Annotated in this window: 17 protein-coding genes; 10 read left to right on the forward strand and 7 right to left on the reverse strand. The window is 70.1% G+C overall.

Annotation, left to right across the window (positions count from 1 at the left end; translation table 11 throughout):
* Positions 1-92 precede the first annotated feature (92 nt).
* The 7 genes from ccrA to pssA all read left to right on the forward strand — a co-directional run bounded on the left by ccrA (position 93) and on the right by pssA (position 7848).
* A complete protein-coding gene (gene ccrA / locus OG866_RS08280; RefSeq protein WP_329332903.1) occupies positions 93-1436 on the forward strand; it encodes a crotonyl-CoA carboxylase/reductase in 1344 nt (447 codons plus the stop codon).
* 17 nt (positions 1437-1453) lie between these two features.
* The gene (locus OG866_RS08285; protein ID WP_329332905.1) at positions 1454-3502 is read left to right on the forward strand and encodes a protein meaA; all 2049 of its coding nucleotides are present in this window, start codon (positions 1454-1456) and stop codon (positions 3500-3502) included.
* Positions 3499-4458, forward strand: a complete 960-nt coding sequence (locus tag OG866_RS08290; protein WP_329332907.1) for an HpcH/HpaI aldolase/citrate lyase family protein — start codon at positions 3499-3501, stop codon at positions 4456-4458. Before OG866_RS08285 ends, OG866_RS08290 begins: the two co-directional genes overlap by 4 nt.
* A 4-nt stretch (positions 4459-4462) precedes the next feature.
* Entirely contained in the window at positions 4463-4969 is a 507-nt protein-coding gene (locus OG866_RS08295; RefSeq protein WP_329332909.1) for a MaoC family dehydratase, read from the forward strand.
* A 5-nt stretch (positions 4970-4974) separates the two neighbouring features.
* Positions 4975-6180 carry an acyl-CoA dehydrogenase family protein gene (locus tag OG866_RS08300; protein WP_329332911.1) on the forward strand — a complete coding sequence of 402 codons (1206 nt, stop codon included), beginning with the start codon at positions 4975-4977 and terminating at the stop codon, positions 6178-6180.
* 170 nt (positions 6181-6350) lie between these two features.
* Positions 6351-7007, forward strand: a complete 657-nt coding sequence (locus OG866_RS08305) for a phosphatidylserine decarboxylase (protein WP_329332912.1) — start codon at positions 6351-6353, stop codon at positions 7005-7007.
* Between the two features lie 22 nt (positions 7008-7029).
* A complete protein-coding gene (gene pssA, locus OG866_RS08310; RefSeq protein WP_329332913.1) occupies positions 7030-7848 on the forward strand; it encodes a CDP-diacylglycerol--serine O-phosphatidyltransferase in 819 nt (272 codons plus the stop codon).
* 66 nt (positions 7849-7914) lie between these two features.
* Here the strand turns inward: pssA and OG866_RS08315 are convergent, their stop codons facing one another.
* The 6 genes from OG866_RS08315 to OG866_RS08340 are packed head-to-tail and all read right to left on the reverse strand — an operon-like array spanning position 7915 to position 12876.
* Positions 7915-8052 carry a hypothetical protein gene (locus OG866_RS08315; protein ID WP_329332914.1) on the reverse strand — a complete coding sequence of 46 codons (138 nt, stop codon included), beginning with the start codon at positions 8050-8052 and terminating at the stop codon, positions 7915-7917.
* A gap of 39 nt (positions 8053-8091) precedes the next feature.
* Positions 8092-9357 carry an ABC transporter substrate-binding protein gene (locus OG866_RS08320; protein ID WP_329332916.1) on the reverse strand — a complete coding sequence of 422 codons (1266 nt, stop codon included), beginning with the start codon at positions 9355-9357 and terminating at the stop codon, positions 8092-8094.
* Entirely contained in the window at positions 9354-10433 is a 1080-nt protein-coding gene (locus tag OG866_RS08325) for a branched-chain amino acid ABC transporter permease (protein WP_329332917.1), read from the reverse strand. Before OG866_RS08325 ends, OG866_RS08320 begins: the two co-directional genes overlap by 4 nt.
* On the reverse strand, positions 10426-11316 hold the full coding sequence (locus OG866_RS08330) for a branched-chain amino acid ABC transporter permease (protein ID WP_329332920.1): 891 nt from the start codon (positions 11314-11316) through the stop codon (positions 10426-10428). The genes OG866_RS08325 and OG866_RS08330 overlap by 8 nt, the downstream gene beginning before the upstream one ends.
* Positions 11313-12077, reverse strand: a complete 765-nt coding sequence (locus OG866_RS08335) for an ABC transporter ATP-binding protein (protein WP_329332923.1) — start codon at positions 12075-12077, stop codon at positions 11313-11315. Before OG866_RS08335 ends, OG866_RS08330 begins: the two co-directional genes overlap by 4 nt.
* Positions 12078-12081: 4 nt before the next feature.
* On the reverse strand, positions 12082-12876 hold the full coding sequence (locus tag OG866_RS08340; RefSeq protein WP_329332926.1) for an ABC transporter ATP-binding protein: 795 nt from the start codon (positions 12874-12876) through the stop codon (positions 12082-12084).
* Positions 12877-13057: 181 nt separating this feature from the next.
* Between OG866_RS08340 and OG866_RS08345 the strand changes: the two genes are divergently transcribed.
* On the forward strand, positions 13058-14254 hold the full coding sequence (locus tag OG866_RS08345) for a PucR family transcriptional regulator (protein ID WP_329332928.1): 1197 nt from the start codon (positions 13058-13060) through the stop codon (positions 14252-14254).
* Positions 14255-14315: 61 nt separating this feature from the next.
* On the opposite strand, the gene OG866_RS08350 is transcribed toward OG866_RS08345, so the two are convergent.
* Positions 14316-15434 (reverse strand): glycerate kinase, encoded by a 1119-nt coding sequence (locus tag OG866_RS08350; protein WP_329343988.1) that lies wholly within the window; start codon positions 15432-15434, stop codon positions 14316-14318.
* Between the two features lie 191 nt (positions 15435-15625).
* Between OG866_RS08350 and OG866_RS08355 the strand changes: the two genes are divergently transcribed.
* On the forward strand, positions 15626-16696 hold the full coding sequence (locus tag OG866_RS08355) for an ADP-ribosylglycohydrolase family protein (RefSeq protein WP_329332930.1): 1071 nt from the start codon (positions 15626-15628) through the stop codon (positions 16694-16696).
* A gap of 28 nt (positions 16697-16724) precedes the next feature.
* Positions 16725-17219 carry an NUDIX hydrolase gene (locus OG866_RS08360; RefSeq protein ID WP_329332932.1) on the forward strand — a complete coding sequence of 165 codons (495 nt, stop codon included), beginning with the start codon at positions 16725-16727 and terminating at the stop codon, positions 17217-17219.
* The last annotated feature ends 119 nt before the right edge of the window (positions 17220-17338 follow it).

The following is a 17338-nucleotide window of genomic DNA, read 5'->3' on the forward strand; positions in this document are numbered from 1 at the left end:
AGCGCTGCCGCACCTCCATACCGCCGAACCGACGGCACCGACGTAACCCTCAGCGTCCCTCCCTCAGGACGCGTATCGCCGGAGGCAACACCGTGACCACGAAGGACATCCTGGACGCGATCCAGTCGCCGGACTCGACGCCGGCCGACTTCGCCGCCCTGCCGCTCCCCGAGTCGTACCGCGCGATCACCGTGCACAAGGACGAGACGGAGATGTTCGCGGGCCTGGAGACCCGCGACAAGGACCCGCGCAAGTCGATCCACCTCGACGACGTTCCCGTGCCCGAGCTCGGCCCGGGCGAGGCCCTGGTCGCCGTCATGGCATCGAGCGTCAACTACAACTCGGTGTGGACCTCGATCTTCGAGCCCCTGTCGACGTTCGGCTTCCTGGAGCGCTACGGCAAGCTCAGCGAGCTCACCAAGCGCCACGACCTGCCGTACCACATCATCGGCTCCGACCTCGCGGGCGTCGTCCTGCGCACCGGCCCCGGCGTCAACGCCTGGAAGCCCGGTGACGAGGTCGTCGCACACTGTCTGTCCGTCGAGATGGAGTCGTCCGACGGCCACAACGACACGATGCTCGACCCCGAGCAGCGCATCTGGGGCTTCGAGACCAACTTCGGCGGCCTCGCCGAGATCGCGCTCGTGAAGTCCAACCAGCTGATGCCCAAGCCGGGTCATCTGTCGTGGGAGGAGGCGGCGGCCCCGGGCCTCGTCAACTCCACCGCCTACCGCCAGCTGGTCTCCCGCAACGGCGCCGGTATGAAGCAGGGCGACAACGTCCTGATCTGGGGCGCGAGCGGCGGACTCGGCTCGTACGCCACGCAGTTCGCGCTGGCCGGCGGCGCCAACCCGATCTGTGTCGTCTCCAGCGACCAGAAGGCGGACATCTGCCGCTCGATGGGCGCCGAGGCGATCATCGACCGCAACGCCGAGGGCTACAAGTTCTGGAAGGACGAGCAGACCCAGGACCCGAAGGAGTGGAAGCGCTTCGGCAAGCGCATCCGCGAGCTCACCGGCGGCGAGGACATCGACATCGTCTTCGAGCACCCCGGCCGCGAGACCTTCGGCGCCTCGGTGTTCGTCACCCGCAAGGGCGGCACCATCACCACCTGCGCCTCCACCTCGGGCTACATGCACGAGTACGACAACCGCTACCTGTGGATGTCGCTGAAGCGGATCATCGGATCGCACTTCGCCAACTACCGCGAGGCCTGGGAGGCCAACCGGCTCATCGCGAAGGGCAAGATCCACCCGACGCTGTCGAAGACCTACTCCCTGGAGGAGACCGGTCAGGCCGCGTACGACGTGCACCGCAACCTCCACCAGGGCAAGGTCGGGGTGCTCTGCCTCGCCCCCGAGGAAGGCCTCGGCGTGCGCGACGAGGAGATGCGCGCCCAGCACATCGACGCCATCAACCGCTTCCGCAACATCTGAGACACCCGGGGTCATAGATGACTGAGCGTCAGCCCGCCGAAGGCACGCGGGAGAAGGACCGGCCGTGGCTCATGCGCACGTACGCCGGCCACTCCACGGCCGAGGCGTCCAACGAGCTGTACCGGCGCAACCTCGCCAAGGGCCAGACCGGCCTGTCGGTCGCGTTCGACCTTCCGACGCAGACCGGCTACGACTCCGACCACATCCTCGCCCGCGGCGAGGTCGGCCGGGTCGGTGTGCCGATCGCGCACCTCGGTGACATGCGCCGGCTGTTCCAGGACATCCCCCTGGAGCAGATGAACACCTCGATGACGATCAACGCCACCGCCATGTGGCTGCTGGCGCTCTACCAGGTCGTCGCCGAGGAGCAGGGCGCCGACATCACCAAGCTCCAGGGCACGACCCAGAACGACATCGTCAAGGAGTACCTGTCCCGGGGAACGCACGTCTTCCCGCCGGTGCCCTCGCTCCGGCTGACGACGGACATGATCTGCTACACGGTCAACCACATTCCCAAGTGGAACCCGATCAACATCTGTAGCTACCACCTCCAGGAAGCGGGAGCCACCCCCGTCCAGGAGATCGCGTACGCGATGTCGACGGCGATCGCGGTCCTGGACGCCGTCCGGGACTCCGGTCAGGTGCCGGCCGAGAAGTTCGGTGACGTGGTCGCCCGGATCTCCTTCTTCGTGAACGCCGGCGTCCGCTTCATCGAGGAGATGTGCAAGATGCGCGCCTTCGGCCGCATCTGGGACAAGGTCACCCGTGAGCGGTACGGCATCGAGAACGCCAAGCAGCGCCGCTTCCGGTACGGCGTCCAGGTCAACTCCCTCGGGCTGACCGAGGCGCAGCCGGAGAACAACGTCCAGCGGATCGTCCTGGAGATGCTGGCCGTGACCCTCTCCAAGGACGCACGCGCGCGTGCCGTGCAGCTGCCCGCCTGGAACGAGGCGCTGGGTCTCCCCCGGCCCTGGGACCAGCAGTGGTCGCTGCGTATCCAGCAGGTGCTGGCGCACGAGAGCGATCTGCTGGAGTACGAGGACATCTTCGAGGGCTCGCACGTCATCGAGGCGAAGGTCGAACAGCTCGTCGAGGAGTCCCTCGCCGAGATCGACCGGATCCAGGAGATGGGCGGCGCGATGGCCGCCGTCGAGTCCGGCTACCTCAAGTCGCAGCTGGTCTCCTCGCACGCCGAGCGCCGGGCCCGGATCGAGTCCGGCCAGGAGAAGATCATCGGCGTCAACATCTTCGAGACGACCGAGCCCAACCCGCTGACGGCCGACCTGGACACCGCGATCCAGACGGTCGACCCGGCGGTCGAGGCCCGGGTCATCGCCGGCCTCCAGCACTGGCGGGACACCCGCTACCAGCCGCCCTTCAACCACCCGCGTCCGTGCAAGGCGCTGGAGAAGCTGAAGGAGGCCGCGAAGGGCACCGGCAACCTCATGGAGGCCACCCTGGAGTGCGCCCGCGCCGGTGTCACGACCGGCGAGTGGTCCGGGGCGCTGCGCGAGGTGTTCGGCGAGTTCCGGGCGCCGACCGGGGTCTCGTCGGCGCCGGTCGCGGTGCCCGCGGAGGAGGGCTCGGCCATGGCGGACGTGCGCCGCAAGGTCGACCTGACGGCCAAGGACATGGGCGTCGGCAAACTCCGTTTCCTGGTCGGCAAGCCGGGCCTGGACGGGCACTCCAACGGTGCCGAGCAGATCGCGGTGCGTGCGCGTGACGCCGGCTTCGAGGTGGTCTACCAGGGCATCCGGCTCACCCCGGAGCAGATCGTGGACGCGGCCCTCGCCGAGGACGTGCACGCGGTCGGCCTGTCCATCCTGTCCGGCTCGCACGCCCAGCTCGTGCCGGACGTGCTGGAGCGGCTCCATGTGGCCGGTGCCACAGATATCCCGGTGATCGCCGGTGGCATCATCCCGAATGGAGACGCCGAGCAGCTCAGGGCCGCCGGAGTGGCTGCCGTCTTCACCCCGAAGGACTTCGACATCACCGGAATCATCGGCCGCATCGTCGACGAGATCCGGAAAGCGAACAAGCTCGACCCCCTGGAGGTCCCCGCATGACCGTCAACCGTCTGCGTCCCCGCCGCTCGTGTCTCGCGGTGCCGGGAAGCAACCCCCGCTTCCTGGAGAAGGCGCAGGGCCTCCCGGCGGACCAGGTCTTCCTGGACCTGGAGGACGCGTGCGCCCCGCTCGCCAAGCCCGAGGCGCGGCACACGATCGTCAAGTTCCTCAACGAGGGCGACTGGACCGGCAAGACGCGGGTCGTGCGGGTCAACGACTGGACGACCGAGTGGACGTACCGCGATGTCGTGACCGTCGTCGAGGGGGCCGGCCAGAACCTCGACTGCATCATGCTGCCGAAGGTGCAGACGGCCGAGCAGATCGTCGCGCTCGACCTGCTGCTGACGCAGATCGAGAAGACCATGGGCTTCGAGGTCGGCAAGATCGGCATCGAGGCGCAGATCGAGAACGCGCAGGGTCTGAACAACGTCAACGAGATCGCGACGGCGTCCCAGCGCGTCGAGACGATCATCTTCGGCCCGGCCGACTTCATGGCGTCGATCAACATGAAGTCGCTGGTCGTCGGTGAGCAGCCGCCCGGCTACCCGGCGGACGCCTACCACTACATCCTGATGAAGATCCTGATGGCCGCCCGCGCCAACAACCTCCAGGCGATCGACGGCCCCTACCTCCAGATCCGCAACGTCGACGGCTACCGCGAGGTCGCCCAGCGCGCCGCCGCGCTCGGCTTCGACGGCAAGTGGGTGCTCCACCCGGGGCAGGTCGAGGCGTCGAACGAGATCTTCTCGCCCTCCCAGGAGGACTACGACCACGCCGAGCTGATCCTGGACGCGTACGAGTACTTCACGTCCGAGGCGGGCGGCAAGAAGGGCTCGGCGATGATCGGCGACGAGATGATCGACGAGGCCAGCCGCAAGATGGCGCTGGTCATCTCCGGCAAGGGCCGGGCCGCCGGCATGCAGCGCACCAGCAAGTTCGAGATTCCGGAGGCGTAGGGCCATGCAGTTCGGGCGCACCTACGAGGAGTTCGAGGTCGGGGCGACGTACAAGCACTGGCCGGGAAAGACGGTCACGGAGTACGACGACCACCTGTTCTGTCTCCTCACCATGAACCACCACCCGCTCCACATGGACACCAACTATGCGGAGAAGACGACGGACTTCGGCAAGAACGTCGTCGTCGGGAACTACATCTACTCCCTGCTGCTCGGCATGTCCGTCCCGGACATCTCCGGCAAGGCGATCGCCAACCTGGAGATCGAGTCGCTGAAGCATGTGGCGCCGACCTTCCACGGCGACACGATCTACGGCCAGACGACCGTGCTGGACAAGTGGCCGTCGAAGTCGAAGAACGACCGCGGCATCGTCTACGTCGAGACCAAGGGCTACAAGCAGGACGGCACGATGGTCTGCGTGTTCCGCCGCAAGGTCATGGTGCCGACCGAGACGTACATCAAGGAGCGCGGCGGCGAGCAGCCCGGCCGCCCGGAACTTCAGGAGGGCTGAGCCCGATGGCACGCCTCGCCCAGACCGCCGGTCTGACGGACATCCAGCAGGAAATCCTCTCCACCGTCCGCGACTTCGTGGACAAGGAGATCATCCCGGTCGCGACCGAGCTGGAGCACCGCGACGAGTACCCGCAAGCGATCGTCGACGGGCTCAAGGAGTTGGGCCTCTTCGGGCTCATGATCCCGGAGGAGTACGGCGGTCTGGGCGAGTCGCTCCTGACGTACGCGCTGTGCGTCGAGGAGATCGCCCGTGGGTGGATGTCGGTGTCCGGCATCATCAACACCCACTTCATCGTGGCCTACATGCTCAAGCAGCACGGCACGCAGGAGCAGAAGGACCACTTCCTGCCGCGCATGGCGGCCGGTGACATCCGTGGCGCGTTCTCGATGTCGGAGCCGGCCCTGGGTTCCGATGTGTCGGCCATCACCTCCAAGGCGGTCAAGGACGGCGACGAGTACGTCCTCAACGGCCAGAAGATGTGGCTGACGAACGGCGGAACGTCAAGTCTGGTCGCCGTTCTCGTCCGAAGTGATGAAGGACACCCCGAGGGCACCGCGCCCCACAAGTCGATGACGACCTTCCTCGTCGAGAAGGAGCCCGGCTTCGGAGAGGTCCGCCCCGGCCTCACCATCCCCGGGAAGATCGACAAGATGGGGTACAAGGGCGTCGACACCACCGAGCTGATCATGGATGGCCTGCGGATTCCGGCCAACCGTGTGCTCGGCGGCGAGACCGGCCGAGGTTTTTACCAAATGATGGACGGCGTCGAGGTCGGCCGCGTCAACGTGGCGGCGCGTGGCTGCGGTGTCGCTCAGCGTGCCTTCGAGCTGGGCGTCTCGTATGCCCAGCAGCGTCACACTTTCGGCAAGCCGATCGCCCAGCACCAGGCGATCCAGTTCAAGCTGGCCGAGATGGCTACCAAGGTCGAGGCCGCGCATGCGATGATGGTCAACGCGGCACGCAAAAAGGACTCCGGGGAGCGAAACGACCTCGAAGCAGGGATGGCGAAGTACCTCGCCTCCGAATACTGCAAAGAGGTCGTCGAAGACGCCTTCCGGATCCACGGCGGTTACGGCTTCTCCAAGGAGTACGAGATCGAGCGCCTCTACCGAGAGGCACCGATGCTGCTCATCGGTGAAGGTACCGCCGAGATCCAGAAAATGATCATCGGTCGCAGGCTGCTCGAAGAGTATCGATTCCAGGGCTAGATGTCCGGATACGGGGTGTTTTCTTGGAGAAGAAGGTCACACCCCGTCAACACTCTTCGGCCGCCGACTCCGCTTCCTGGCTTGCCCAGTTGTGGTCACCGACCGGTACGATCCCCGGAAAGCCGCCGTCCCCCGTCACAGCGCGGCATCATCCGCTACGAAGGTCATCCATGCCCCACAGCCAAACCTCTGCACCTCGCGACAGCCTCGCCGGCGTACGCCTTGCGCGCGGAGCATCGCCGTGGCTTCTCCCGACCGTCGCCACCGCAGCCCTCAGCCTGGTGCGCGCGCGCAAGTCCGGCGCCGCCAAGGCCGTCGCCGTGCCCGCCACCGCGCTCGCGGCGGGCATGCTGTGGTTCTTCCGCGACCCCGAGCGCGAGATCGCCACGGGCCGGGTCATCTCGCCCGCCGACGGTGTGGTGCAGAGCATCATGCCGTGGAAGGACGGCCGCACCCGCGTCGCGATCTTCATGAGCCCGCTCAACGTCCACGTCAACCGCGCGCCCCTCTCGGGCACGGTGACGTCGGTCGAGCACATCCCGGGTGGGTTCGTTCCGGCGTTCAACAAGGAGAGCGAGAACAACGAGCGCGTAGTCTGGCATTTCGACACTGAACTCGGTGACATCGAGATGATCCAGATCGCCGGCGCGGTGGCCCGTCGCATCGTTCCCTACATCCCGCAGGGCACGAAGGTCGAGCAGGGTGAGCGCATCGGTCTGATCCGCTTCGGTTCGCGCGTCGACATCTACCTGCCCGAGGGCGTGGATGTCGCGGTCGAGGTCGGTCAGAAGACCGTGGCTGGGGTGACTCGCATTGACCGTGATTGATCCTGAGACACAGGCGGGTTGGGTGCCCGAGGCCGATGAGGTGGACGACGAGGAGGAGATGCCTCTTTCTCTCCGCCTCTCAATAGCGGACACCCTCACCCTCGGCAACGCCACGTGCGGCTTCATGGCGGTGTACTTCACCACCACCGGCATCCTGATCCCGCACCTCACCGGCAGCCAGGAATCCGGCATGGCCCGCCACAGCGCGGCCACCGCGGTCATCCTGATGCTCTGCGCGGCGGTCTTCGACCTGTTCGACGGCCTGGTGGCGCGCAAGCTGCGCTCCTCCCCGATGGGCGCGGAGCTGGACAACCTCTCGGACCTGATCAGCTTCGGTCTGGCGCCGGCGTACTTCGTCCTCGTGTACGGCATGGTCGCGGACGACGCGCATCAGCGGGTGGCGGCGGTCGGGGCGATCGTGGTGCTCCTGGCCGTCGTCCTGCGTCTCGCGCGCTTCTCGTGCGTGACGCCGCCGAACGGGATGTTCCAGGGCATGCCCTCGCCGTTCGGCGCGCTGACGGTGGTCTCGATCGTGCTCCTGGAGCTGCCCTTCGTGGCGACGCTCCTGGCGATCCTGGGCACCGCCTGGCTGATGGTGAGCCGGGTCGAGTACCCGAAGCCGCGGGGCCGTCTCGCGGTCGCGATGCTCGCCTGGATCGTCGCGGCGATGGGTCTGCTGGCCGGCTGGGCCTTCGACGCCCCGAGCGGCCAGCTGCTCCTCCAGACGGGCTGCGCACTCCAGCTGGTCATGGGCGCGGTCATCCCGCTGTTCGCCACGGCCCGCCGGGTGAACAACTTCCGCGACAACCGCCGCGAGGCCCGTGCGGCCCAGCTGCCGTAGCGCTCCGCCGTACAGCTCCCGAGGGGGCCCGAACCATTGCGGTTCGGGCCCCCTCGCGTTGTCGCCTCACGGCGAACGGCGTAGGACCGCGCCGCCGCGCGCGGTGACCGTCCCATCGACGCGGTTGGCGCCGAGCGCGCCGGGTTCGCCGCCCGCCATGCCGTACGCCGTTGTCCGGCGACGCCGGCCGTCGGGCGTCTTCACCCACACGGCCCGTCCGACAGGGTCCGGGCCCCCGTCGACTCAGCCCCCAGGCGTGTACGCCTCCGCAACCTCCGAAGCCTGCGCCTCCCGTACGACCTTCATGCCACCCGTGACGCTCTTGTCCGGCTGAAGGATCACGCTTTCCCGGGAGGACGGGGACTTGGGGTCGGTGAAGTCCTGGACGGGGCCGAAGCCTAGGTCGAAGGCGTTGATCGTGAGCAGGGCCCGGTCGACGCCCTCGCGGGTGAGGTCCTTGTTCTTGCAGGCCTTCTTCAGGGCCTCGCCGAAGGCGGACGCGGCGGTCCAGCCGGCGACGATGCCGTTGTCGAGGGCGTCCTTCGGGTAGGCGGCCCGGTAGTCGGCGACGAGCTTCTTCGCCTCCGGGGTGTCCGCGCCGATGGGGAGCGAGGGCGAGGCCACGTAGTAGTTCTTCATCAGGGCGGGGCCCGCCTGGGTGGCGAGGAGCTGGGGGGCGAAGGCGGAGTTGTTGCCGATGACCGGCACGTCGAAGCCGCCCGCGGCGGCGACGCCGACGAGCGAGGCGGCCTGGCGGGGACCGGCGCTGATGACGATCGCCTTGACGCCGGCCTGCTTGAGGGCGGCGACCTGGGCGGTCATGTCGTTGTCGGTCGGTTTGATCTTCTGCTCGACGATGGTCAGCCCGGCGTCCTTCGCCATGTACTTGGAGCCGACCAGGGCGCTCTCGCCGTAGTCGCCCTCGAAGTAGACATGGCCGATCTTGTCGCCCTTCTTGATCCCCTTCTCCTTGATCAGGAAGTCGACGGCGTTGATGGTCTCGATGTCGTACGTGGAGCCGATGACGCGGATGTACGGGCTGCCGAGCAGCGCCGCCGACCAGGCCTGCGGCAGCACCAGGCCCTTGTCCTGGCCGTCGACGCGCTGCTTGACGGCGGCGACGAACGGGGAGCCGATGAACTGTGCGAAGCCCAGCACCTTCGGCTCCAGCTCGGTGTAGCCGGAGACGGCCTTCTGCGGGTCGTAGCCGTGGTCGCGGATGGTGAGGGCCACCTTGTAGCCGCAGACGCCGCCGGCGGCGTTCAGCTGCTTCACGTACAGCTGCTGGGCCTGGGTGACGCTCTTGCCGAGGGTGGCGTAGACGCCGGTCATGTCGGTGAGGACGCCGAGGTTGATCGTCTTGCCGGAGATGCCTTCGCCGGTCTTGATCCCGCCGGCGGACTGCTTGTCCGCGTCGTCGTCCTTGGCCTTGGAGCTGCATCCGGCCAGCAGGAGCAGCGCGGCGAGGGCACCGGCGGCGGTCCTGGTGGCGTACGTCGTCGTGGTCATCGTTCCTCCGTGAGGGTTCTGGTGCGACGCCGGGCGGCCACGCCGACCAGGCCGCCGGGCAGGAACAGCACCACCAGCACGACGGCGGCGCCGTAGAGGTACCGGGCTGCCTCGCCCGGTGCGATCCCGCCCGTGCCCGGGGCGGAGACCAGGGGCAGCGCGTCGCTGTAGCGGGTCAGCAGCTGCGGGAGCAGGGTGACGAACACGGCCCCGGCGATCGCGCCGGAGACCGAGCCGAGCCCGCCGACGACGATCATGGCGAGGTATTCGAGGGACAGGGTGATGCCGAAGTAGTCCGGCACGGTCCGCTGGAAGACCAGGGCGAGGACGACGCCCGCCAGGCCCGCGTACATCGACGACAGCACGAAGACGGCGGCCCGGTGGCGGGCCACCGGCACCCCGATCACCCCGGCCGCGATGCGGTGGTCGCGCAGGGCGTTCATGGCCCGGCCCGGACGGCCGCGCAGGACACCCCGGGCGAAGAGCGCGCCGGCCAGCAGGGCGAGCAGACCGGCGTACCAGAGTTTCTCCGCCGACCCGAACGGCACGTCGGCGACGAGGAGTTCACGGTCGTCGAAGGTGAGGCCGAAGAGGTTCAGGGGCGGTACGTCACGGCCGTTGGCGCCGCCGGTCAGGTCGTGGGCGTTGAACATCACGTGCTGGCCGATGAAGACGAGGGCGAGGGTGGCGATGCCGAGGTAGGCGCCGCTGAGGCGGCCGGAGATGGGGCTGAACAGGCCGCCCGCGATCCCCGCGACCAGCACCGCGAGCACGGCCGCGAGCCAGGTCGGCAGGCCGAGACCGGTCAGCCCGTCGCCTCCGTCGGCGGCGAAGACGCAGTAGGCGTAGGCGCCGACGGCGAGGAAGAAGGCGTGGCCCATGGAGAGTTGGCCCGTGGCGCCGGTGAGGAGGTTGATGCCGATCGCGCCGATGGCGGCGGCCATGGCGAAGAGGCCGGCCTGGAGCCAGAAGCGGTCGAGGTAGAAGGGGAGGGCGAGGAGGAGGACGGTCGCGGCGGTCCACAGGTACGTCCGCACACCGAGGAGCCGGAGCGGTCTCACCAGGGCTTCAGACACGGGCGAGCTCCTTCGTGCCGAACAGCCCGGCGGGCCGGACGAGCAGGATCGCGACCATGACCAGGTATGGCGCGAGGTCGCCCAACCCCCGTCCCAGGAAGGTCAGATCGCTCTGGTAGCCGGTCGCCAGCGACTCCGTGACGCCGACGAGCAGCCCGCCGACCAGGGCGCCGGTCGTGGAGTCCAGGCCGCCGAGGATGGCCGCCGGGAACGCCTTCAGCGCGGTCAGCGACGTGGCCCGTTCCAGGCCCGGCGTCGGGAAGACGGTGAGGAACAGCGCCGCTACGGCGGCCAGGCCCCCGGCCACGGCCCACGCACCGAGCGACACCCGCCCCAGCCGTACGCCCATCAGCGCGGCCGTCTCCGCGCTCTCCGCCGCCGCACGCATCGCCACGCCCCACGAGGTGTACCGGAAGACCAGCAGGAACGCGGTGATGAGCAGCGCCGCGGCCACGAACGCGGCGATCCGGGTGTGGGCGAGGGAGATCGGCCCGACCTTGAGGACCGCGTCGCCCCAGGGGTCGCCGAGCGCCAGGACGTCCGTGCCGATACGGCGGGTCAGTTCGGTGGTGAGCAGGATGTCGACGCCGATGGTGACGATGGCGAGGACGCTGTGGTCGGAGCCCCGGTAGCGGCGCATGACCAGGAACTCCACGGCCGCCCCGACACACGCGGCGCCCGCGATCCCGACCAGCAGCGCGGGCCAGAAGCCGAGGTCGTCGTGGAGGGTGGCGGTGACATAACCGCCCGCCAACAGCAGGGACGCATGGGCGAAGTTGACGACCTCCGTGGCCCGGAAGATCACCACGAAACCGAGGGCGATCAGCGCGTACACCGACCCCAACGAGAGCCCGTTCAGCAGGATTTCGGCGAAGGTGCTCATGATCCGGCCCCCAGGTAGGCCTGTACGACGGCCGGGTCGTTCTGTACGTCGGCGGGGGCGCCGTCGGCGATCCGGCGCCCGAAGTCCAGTACGGTCACCGCGTCCGCGAGCCGCATCACCACCCCCATGTCGTGTTCCACCAGCACGATCGAGATGCCCAGGCCGTCGCGAACGCCCGCGATCACGGCGGCCGTTCGGCGGCGTTCGTCGGCGGTCATCCCGGCGACGGGTTCGTCCAGGAGCAGCAGGCGTGGCTCCATGCACAGCGCGCGGGCGAGTTCGGCGAGCTTCTGCCGCCCGTACGGCAGGGAGCCCGCGGGCCGTGACAGACAGTCGGCGATGCCGACGAACTCGGCGATCTCGCGGACGCGTTCACGGTGGACGCGTTCCTCGCGGGCGGCCGAGGGCAGGCGAAGTCCGGCCGCCACGAAGCCGGTTCGGGTCAGCCGGTGGCGGCCGAGGAGCAGGCTGTCCTCGACCGTGGCGCGGGGTGGCAGGGCGAGGTTCTGGAAGATGCGGGCGATCCCGAGACCGGCGATGCGGTGCGGAGGCATGCCGGTGAGTTCGTGGTCGCCGAAGCGGACGCTGCCCGAGGTGGCGCGGTAGACGCCGGACAGAACGTTGAAGCAGGTTGACTTTCCCGCCCCGTTGGGGCCGATGAGGGCGTGGACGGTGCCGGGGCGGACGGTGAAGGAGACGTCGTCGAGGGCGGTGAGGCCCGCGAAACGGACGGTCAGGCCGCGTACGTCGAGGGTGTCCATCGGCTCACCCCTTCCATCGGGTCAGCGTGCGTCGTACGACCTGGTCGGCGTCGGCCGCCGCGTCCTCGTCCACGACGCCCAGGTAGCGGCGGCGTACCTCGTCGGAGGCGGCCAGGTCGGCGGCCGGGCCCTCCAGGGTCACCTCGCCGACTTCGAGGACGTACGCGTGCGTGGCGAGGCGCAGGGCGAGGGCGGCGTTCTGCTCCACGAGAAGGACCGCGGTGCCCTGTTCGTTGATCTCGCGGACGGTGTCGGCGATCCGCTCGGCCATGAGCGGGGCGAGGCCCAGGGAGGGTTCGTCCAGGAGGAGGACCTTCGGGGCGGCCATCAGGGCGCGGGCGACGGCGAGCATCTGCTGTTCGCCGCCGGAGAGCAACCCGGCGCGCTGGTGGGCGCGTTGGGCCAGCACGGGGAAAAGTTCGTGGACGCGGGCCAGGGACCCGGCGCGGCCCGCCCGGGCGCCGCCGAGGGCGCCCGCGCGCAGATTGTCGGCGACCGTCATACGGGCGAACACCCGGCGCCCCTCGGGGACTTGGCTGACCCCGGCGGCGACCACCCGGTCCGGCGGAAGCCGGTCCAGCCGTCGGCCGCCCAGGCTCACGTCGCCCTCGGTGACCGCGCCGCCCTGGAACGACAGGGTGCGGCTGATGGCCCGGAGCAGCGTCGACTTGCCCGCGCCGTTGGAGCCGAGGACCGTCACCACGCTTGCCTCGGGCACCTCCAGGGACACCCGGCGCAGGGCGCGCACGGGGCCGTAACCGACCGACAGGTCCCGCACCACGAGTCCGGATCCGACCATGGACTTCCCTTCTGTCCTCACTCTGTGTGGCGCTCACCCCAGCACCGGTGCGAGCGTGCGTCCACGGCCCGCGGCAATGTCGCTGCGGGTGCCCAGCGGCCCGGCGCCCGGGTTGTGCGCGCGCACAACACCGCGTGTCAGGGGCCTGTGCGCGGGCCCGTCCCGATGGCATCCTCCGGTCATGGGTGGGCGAAGGCTGCGGACCGGGCACGACTGGAAGCTGCTCGCGGAGTCCTGCACGGCGCTGCTGGACCGGGTGCCCGAGCTGGTCGACGAGCACATACGGCAACTCACCGAGCACTCCCCCGTCTACGCGGGAGTCCTCGCACCCGACCTCCAGTGGCGGGAGGCGGAGGAGGCGATCCGGATCGGCATCGAGACCCTTTCGGCGCCTCGGGAGTCGCCCCGCCGCGACCTGGAGCACGCCGAGGGCCTGGGCCGGCACCGGGCGCAGCAGGGGCTGCCGCTGGACCTGCTGGTGCACGCCTACCGCAACGCCGGCTATCTGGTGTGGGACGCGCTGGTGGAGGGCGCCGCCGGGCGGGAACCGGAGCGGCTGGCGGCGCTGATGCGGTCGGCGACGGTGGTCTGGTCGGCGGTGGACGCGCAGACCCAGACGGCGTCGGAGGCGTACCGCGCGACCGAGGCGGAGCTGCGACGACGTACCGACGAGCAGTTGCAGGCGCTGCTCGACGCCCTGCTTGAGGGGCAGGCGACGCCGGGCCTCGCGGCGCGGGCGGCCGCGGGGCTGGATCTGCCGGAGCACGGCCCTTACGCGGTGGTGGTGCTGCGGGCGGTGCGGCGGGACGCGCACGGGCAGCCGTTACGGGGAGCCGGGTTCCGGTTCATCTGGCGGATGCGGGCGGACTGTGAGATCGGGGTCGTCGCGCTCACGCCCGGTCAGGGCCTGGACGGGGTGGCCCAGGCGCTGGACGGGCGGTGCTCGGGGCCCGGCGGGATCAGCCCGGTGGTGCCCGGCCTCGCCGAGTTGGGGCGGGCCCGGCGGCTGGCCGAGCTGGCGCTGCGGACCTGTCCGCCGGACGGTACCGCCGTCGTACGCCTTGATCAGCGCATGCCGACGGCGCTCGTGGTGAGTCAGCCGGAGCTGGCCGACCGGCTGGTGTCGGATGTGTTCGGCGGGCTGCTGGAGCTGGAGCCCGCCGACCGGGCCGTGCTGCTGGAGACCCTGGATGTGTGGCTGACCTGCGAGGGTTCGGCGGGCCGGGCCGCCGGGCGGCTGTACTGCCACCGCAACACGGTCTTCAATCGGCTGCGGCGCCTGGAACAGCTGACGTCACGGTCGCTGGCCCGGCCGCGGGACCTGATCGAGATGACGCTGGCGTTGGACGCGTACCGGTTGTCCGGGACCCGCCGATGAGCCTTCCGGCTCGGCTCAACGGGTGAGTCCGATGCGGCCCGGCCGGTGAGTCCGATGCGGCTCAGCTCAGGAAGTCCCGTGCGATCTGCTCCGCCACCCGCTCCAGGATCGGCCCGGCGTCGGCGATGCACTTCGCCACGTCCGGCTCGACCTCGGTGAGCGGGTACGCGCGCCGGATGCCGGCCCTGCCGAGCGCCTCCGGAGGCAGGGCGAGGCGCCCGCACACCGCGACGACCTCCTTGTTCGCGGCGCGGGCCGCGGCGGCGACGCCCGCGGGGGCCTTGCCGTGCAGGGTCTGCTCGTCGAGGGAGCCCTCGCCGGTGATGACCAGGGCCGCCTTCTCCAGCGCGGGTGCGAAGCCGAGGACGTCGAGCATGACCTCGATGCCGGCCCGGAACCGGGCGCCGATGAGGAGCGCGCCGTAGCCGATGCCGCCGGCCGCGCCCGCGCCCGGCGACGCGGCGTACTCGGCCGCCTTGGCGCCGACCGTGTCCTCCAGCACGCGCGCGTAGTGCGCGAGGGCGGCGTCCAGGGTCTCGACGTCGTCCGGGGAGGCGCCCTTCTGCGGGCCGTAGACCGCGGGTGCGCCCTTCGGGCCGGTGAGCGGGTTGTCGACGTCGCTGGCGAGGACCAGCTCCACGTCGGCGAAGCGCGGGTCGAGGCCCGACAGGTCGGCCGAGGCCAGTTCGGCGAGGCCGCCACCGCCCGGGGTGACCGGCTCGCCGTCCTTGTCGAGGAACCGGGCGCCGAGCGCGGTGAGCATGCCGGCGCCGCCGTCGGTGGTGGCGCTGCCGCCGACGCCGAAGACGATGGTGCGGGCGCCCGCGTCGAGGGCTGCCCGCAGCAGCTCGCCGGAGCCGTAGGTGGACGAGGTGAGGGGGGCGAAGACGCCCTTGGGGAGGCGCTGGAGACCGCTGGCCTCCGCCATCTCCACGACGGCGGTGTCGCCGCGCAGCGCGAAGGCGGCCGTGACCTCCTGGCCGAGGGGCCCGGCGACCTTGATCTCGTGCCGGTCGAAACCGGCCGCGACCGCCGCGTCCACGGTGCCGTCGCCGCCGTCGGCCACGGGCAGCGCGGCCACCTCGACGCCCGGCACGACCCGGCGCAGCCCGGCCGTCACCCGCTCGGCGACCTGCACGGCCGTCAGCGACCCCTTGAACTTGTCCGCGGCGATGAGCACCCCGTGGGCACCGTTGCCTACAGCGAAAGCCACCTTGCATTCCCCTTGCTCTCCGGGCCTCACGCATGTCAGGCCAGTCGCGCCGCTGCGACCATAACCGGAGGTGCCCCTCGCCGTCATGCCCCGCCCGGACCTTGAGAAGCCGCGGCGACCCCCCTGTGCGGGCCCCCGTAATCGGGTAAACCGGTCCTATGACCCCTGTGGGCAGTGAGCCAGAGCTCGCCGACCGCGTCCTCGGGGGCTGGCTGGGCCGGATCGCGGGCAACATGCTCGGCAAGCCGGTCGAGCAGGGCGACCTGTGGACGCGGGACCGGATCGACCGTTATCTGCGGCGGGCCGCCGCCCTGCCGCTGACCGACTATCTGCCGGAGCCGCCGAGCGAGAGCGACGGTTTCGAGCTGCGCCCCGAGTGGCGGAGCTGCGTGCGCGGCCGGATCCACGGCAGCTGTCGTGACGACGACGTGGACTACGCCATCCTCGGCCTGGACCTTCTGGAGACCCACGGCTTCGCCTTCAGCACCGAGCAGGTCGGTGATCTGTGGCTGCTGCGGCTGCCCTACCTCCAGACGTTCACCGCCGAGCGGGCCGCCTACCGCAATCTCGCCAACGGGCTGAAGCCGCCCCTGACAGCGACCTACGACAACCCGTACCAGGACTGGATCGGGGCGCTGATCCGCGCCGACATCTACGGCTGGACCTGCCCCGGCGCCCCACGCCGGGCGGCCTCGCTGGCCCGGCGGGACGCGGTGCTCTCGCACACCGGGAACGGGGTGTACGGGGCGATGTGGGCGGCGGCGCTGGTGTCGGCGGCGTTCACCGCGGCGACCGTGCGCCAGGCCCTGGACCAGGCGCTGGCCGTCGTACCGGCGAGCAGCCGGCTGGCCAGGACCGTGCGCCGGGTGATGTCCCTCCATGACACCCGGATGACCTGGGAGGACACGCTGACGACGGTGGCCGAGGAGACCGCCGGGCTCGGCTGGATCCACACCGTCCCGAACGCCGCGGTGCTCACCGCCGGGCTGCTGTACGGCGACGGCGACTTCACCCGGACCGTCACGCTGACGGTCCGGGGTGGTCTGGACACCGACTCCAACGGGGCCACGGCCGGCTCGGTGGCCGGGGTGCTGACCGGCGCGGAGGCGATTCCGGCGCAGTGGAAGGATCCGCTGGAGGACACGGTGCGCAGCGCGGTGTTCGGCTTCGACGGGGTACGGATCAGCGAGCTGGCGGAGCGGACGGTGCGGCTGATCGACGGTGAGTGATCGGGTCCGACGGCACTACCCTTCAGGGATGACCAGCGCTCAGGACTTCGCCACGTACCTCGCCGGCCTCCCCCGCATCATCGCCGGTGCCGCCGCCCTCTTCCGTGACAGCGACGGGCGGGTGCTGCTCGTCGAGCCCAACTACCGCGAGGGCTGGGCGCTTCCGGGCGGCACCATCGAGTCGGACGACGGCGAGACCCCCCGTCAGGGGGCGCGCCGCGAGACGCTGGAGGAGATCGGGCTCGACCGTGAACTCGGCCGGCTGCTCGCGGTGGACTGGGTGTACCGGCCGAGCATGCCGCCGCTGGTGGCCTACCTGTACGACGGCGGCGTCCTCGGCGAGGACGAGCTCAAGGCGATCCGGCTCCAGGAGGAGGAGTTGCTGTCGTGGCGGCTCGTGCCGCGCGAGGAGCTGGACGACTATCTGCTGGGCACCCTGGGGGGCCGGGTGCGGGCCGCGTTGGACGTTCTCGCGGAAGGCTCCGGGACAGCGGAGCTGGAGAACGGCCGACGGGTCTCCTGAACTCCCGCGGGATTCCTGACGCCTGTTGATTCAGGCGTCGGTTCCCGTCAATTCCCCCGTGAAATCCGGGCCTTGAAGCTACGCCCTTGCGCGTATGGACCCCCTGTATCCGCGCCAAT

The organism is Streptomyces sp. NBC_00663 (assembly GCF_036226885.1).
Classification (GTDB): Bacteria; Actinomycetota; Actinomycetes; order Streptomycetales; family Streptomycetaceae; genus Streptomyces.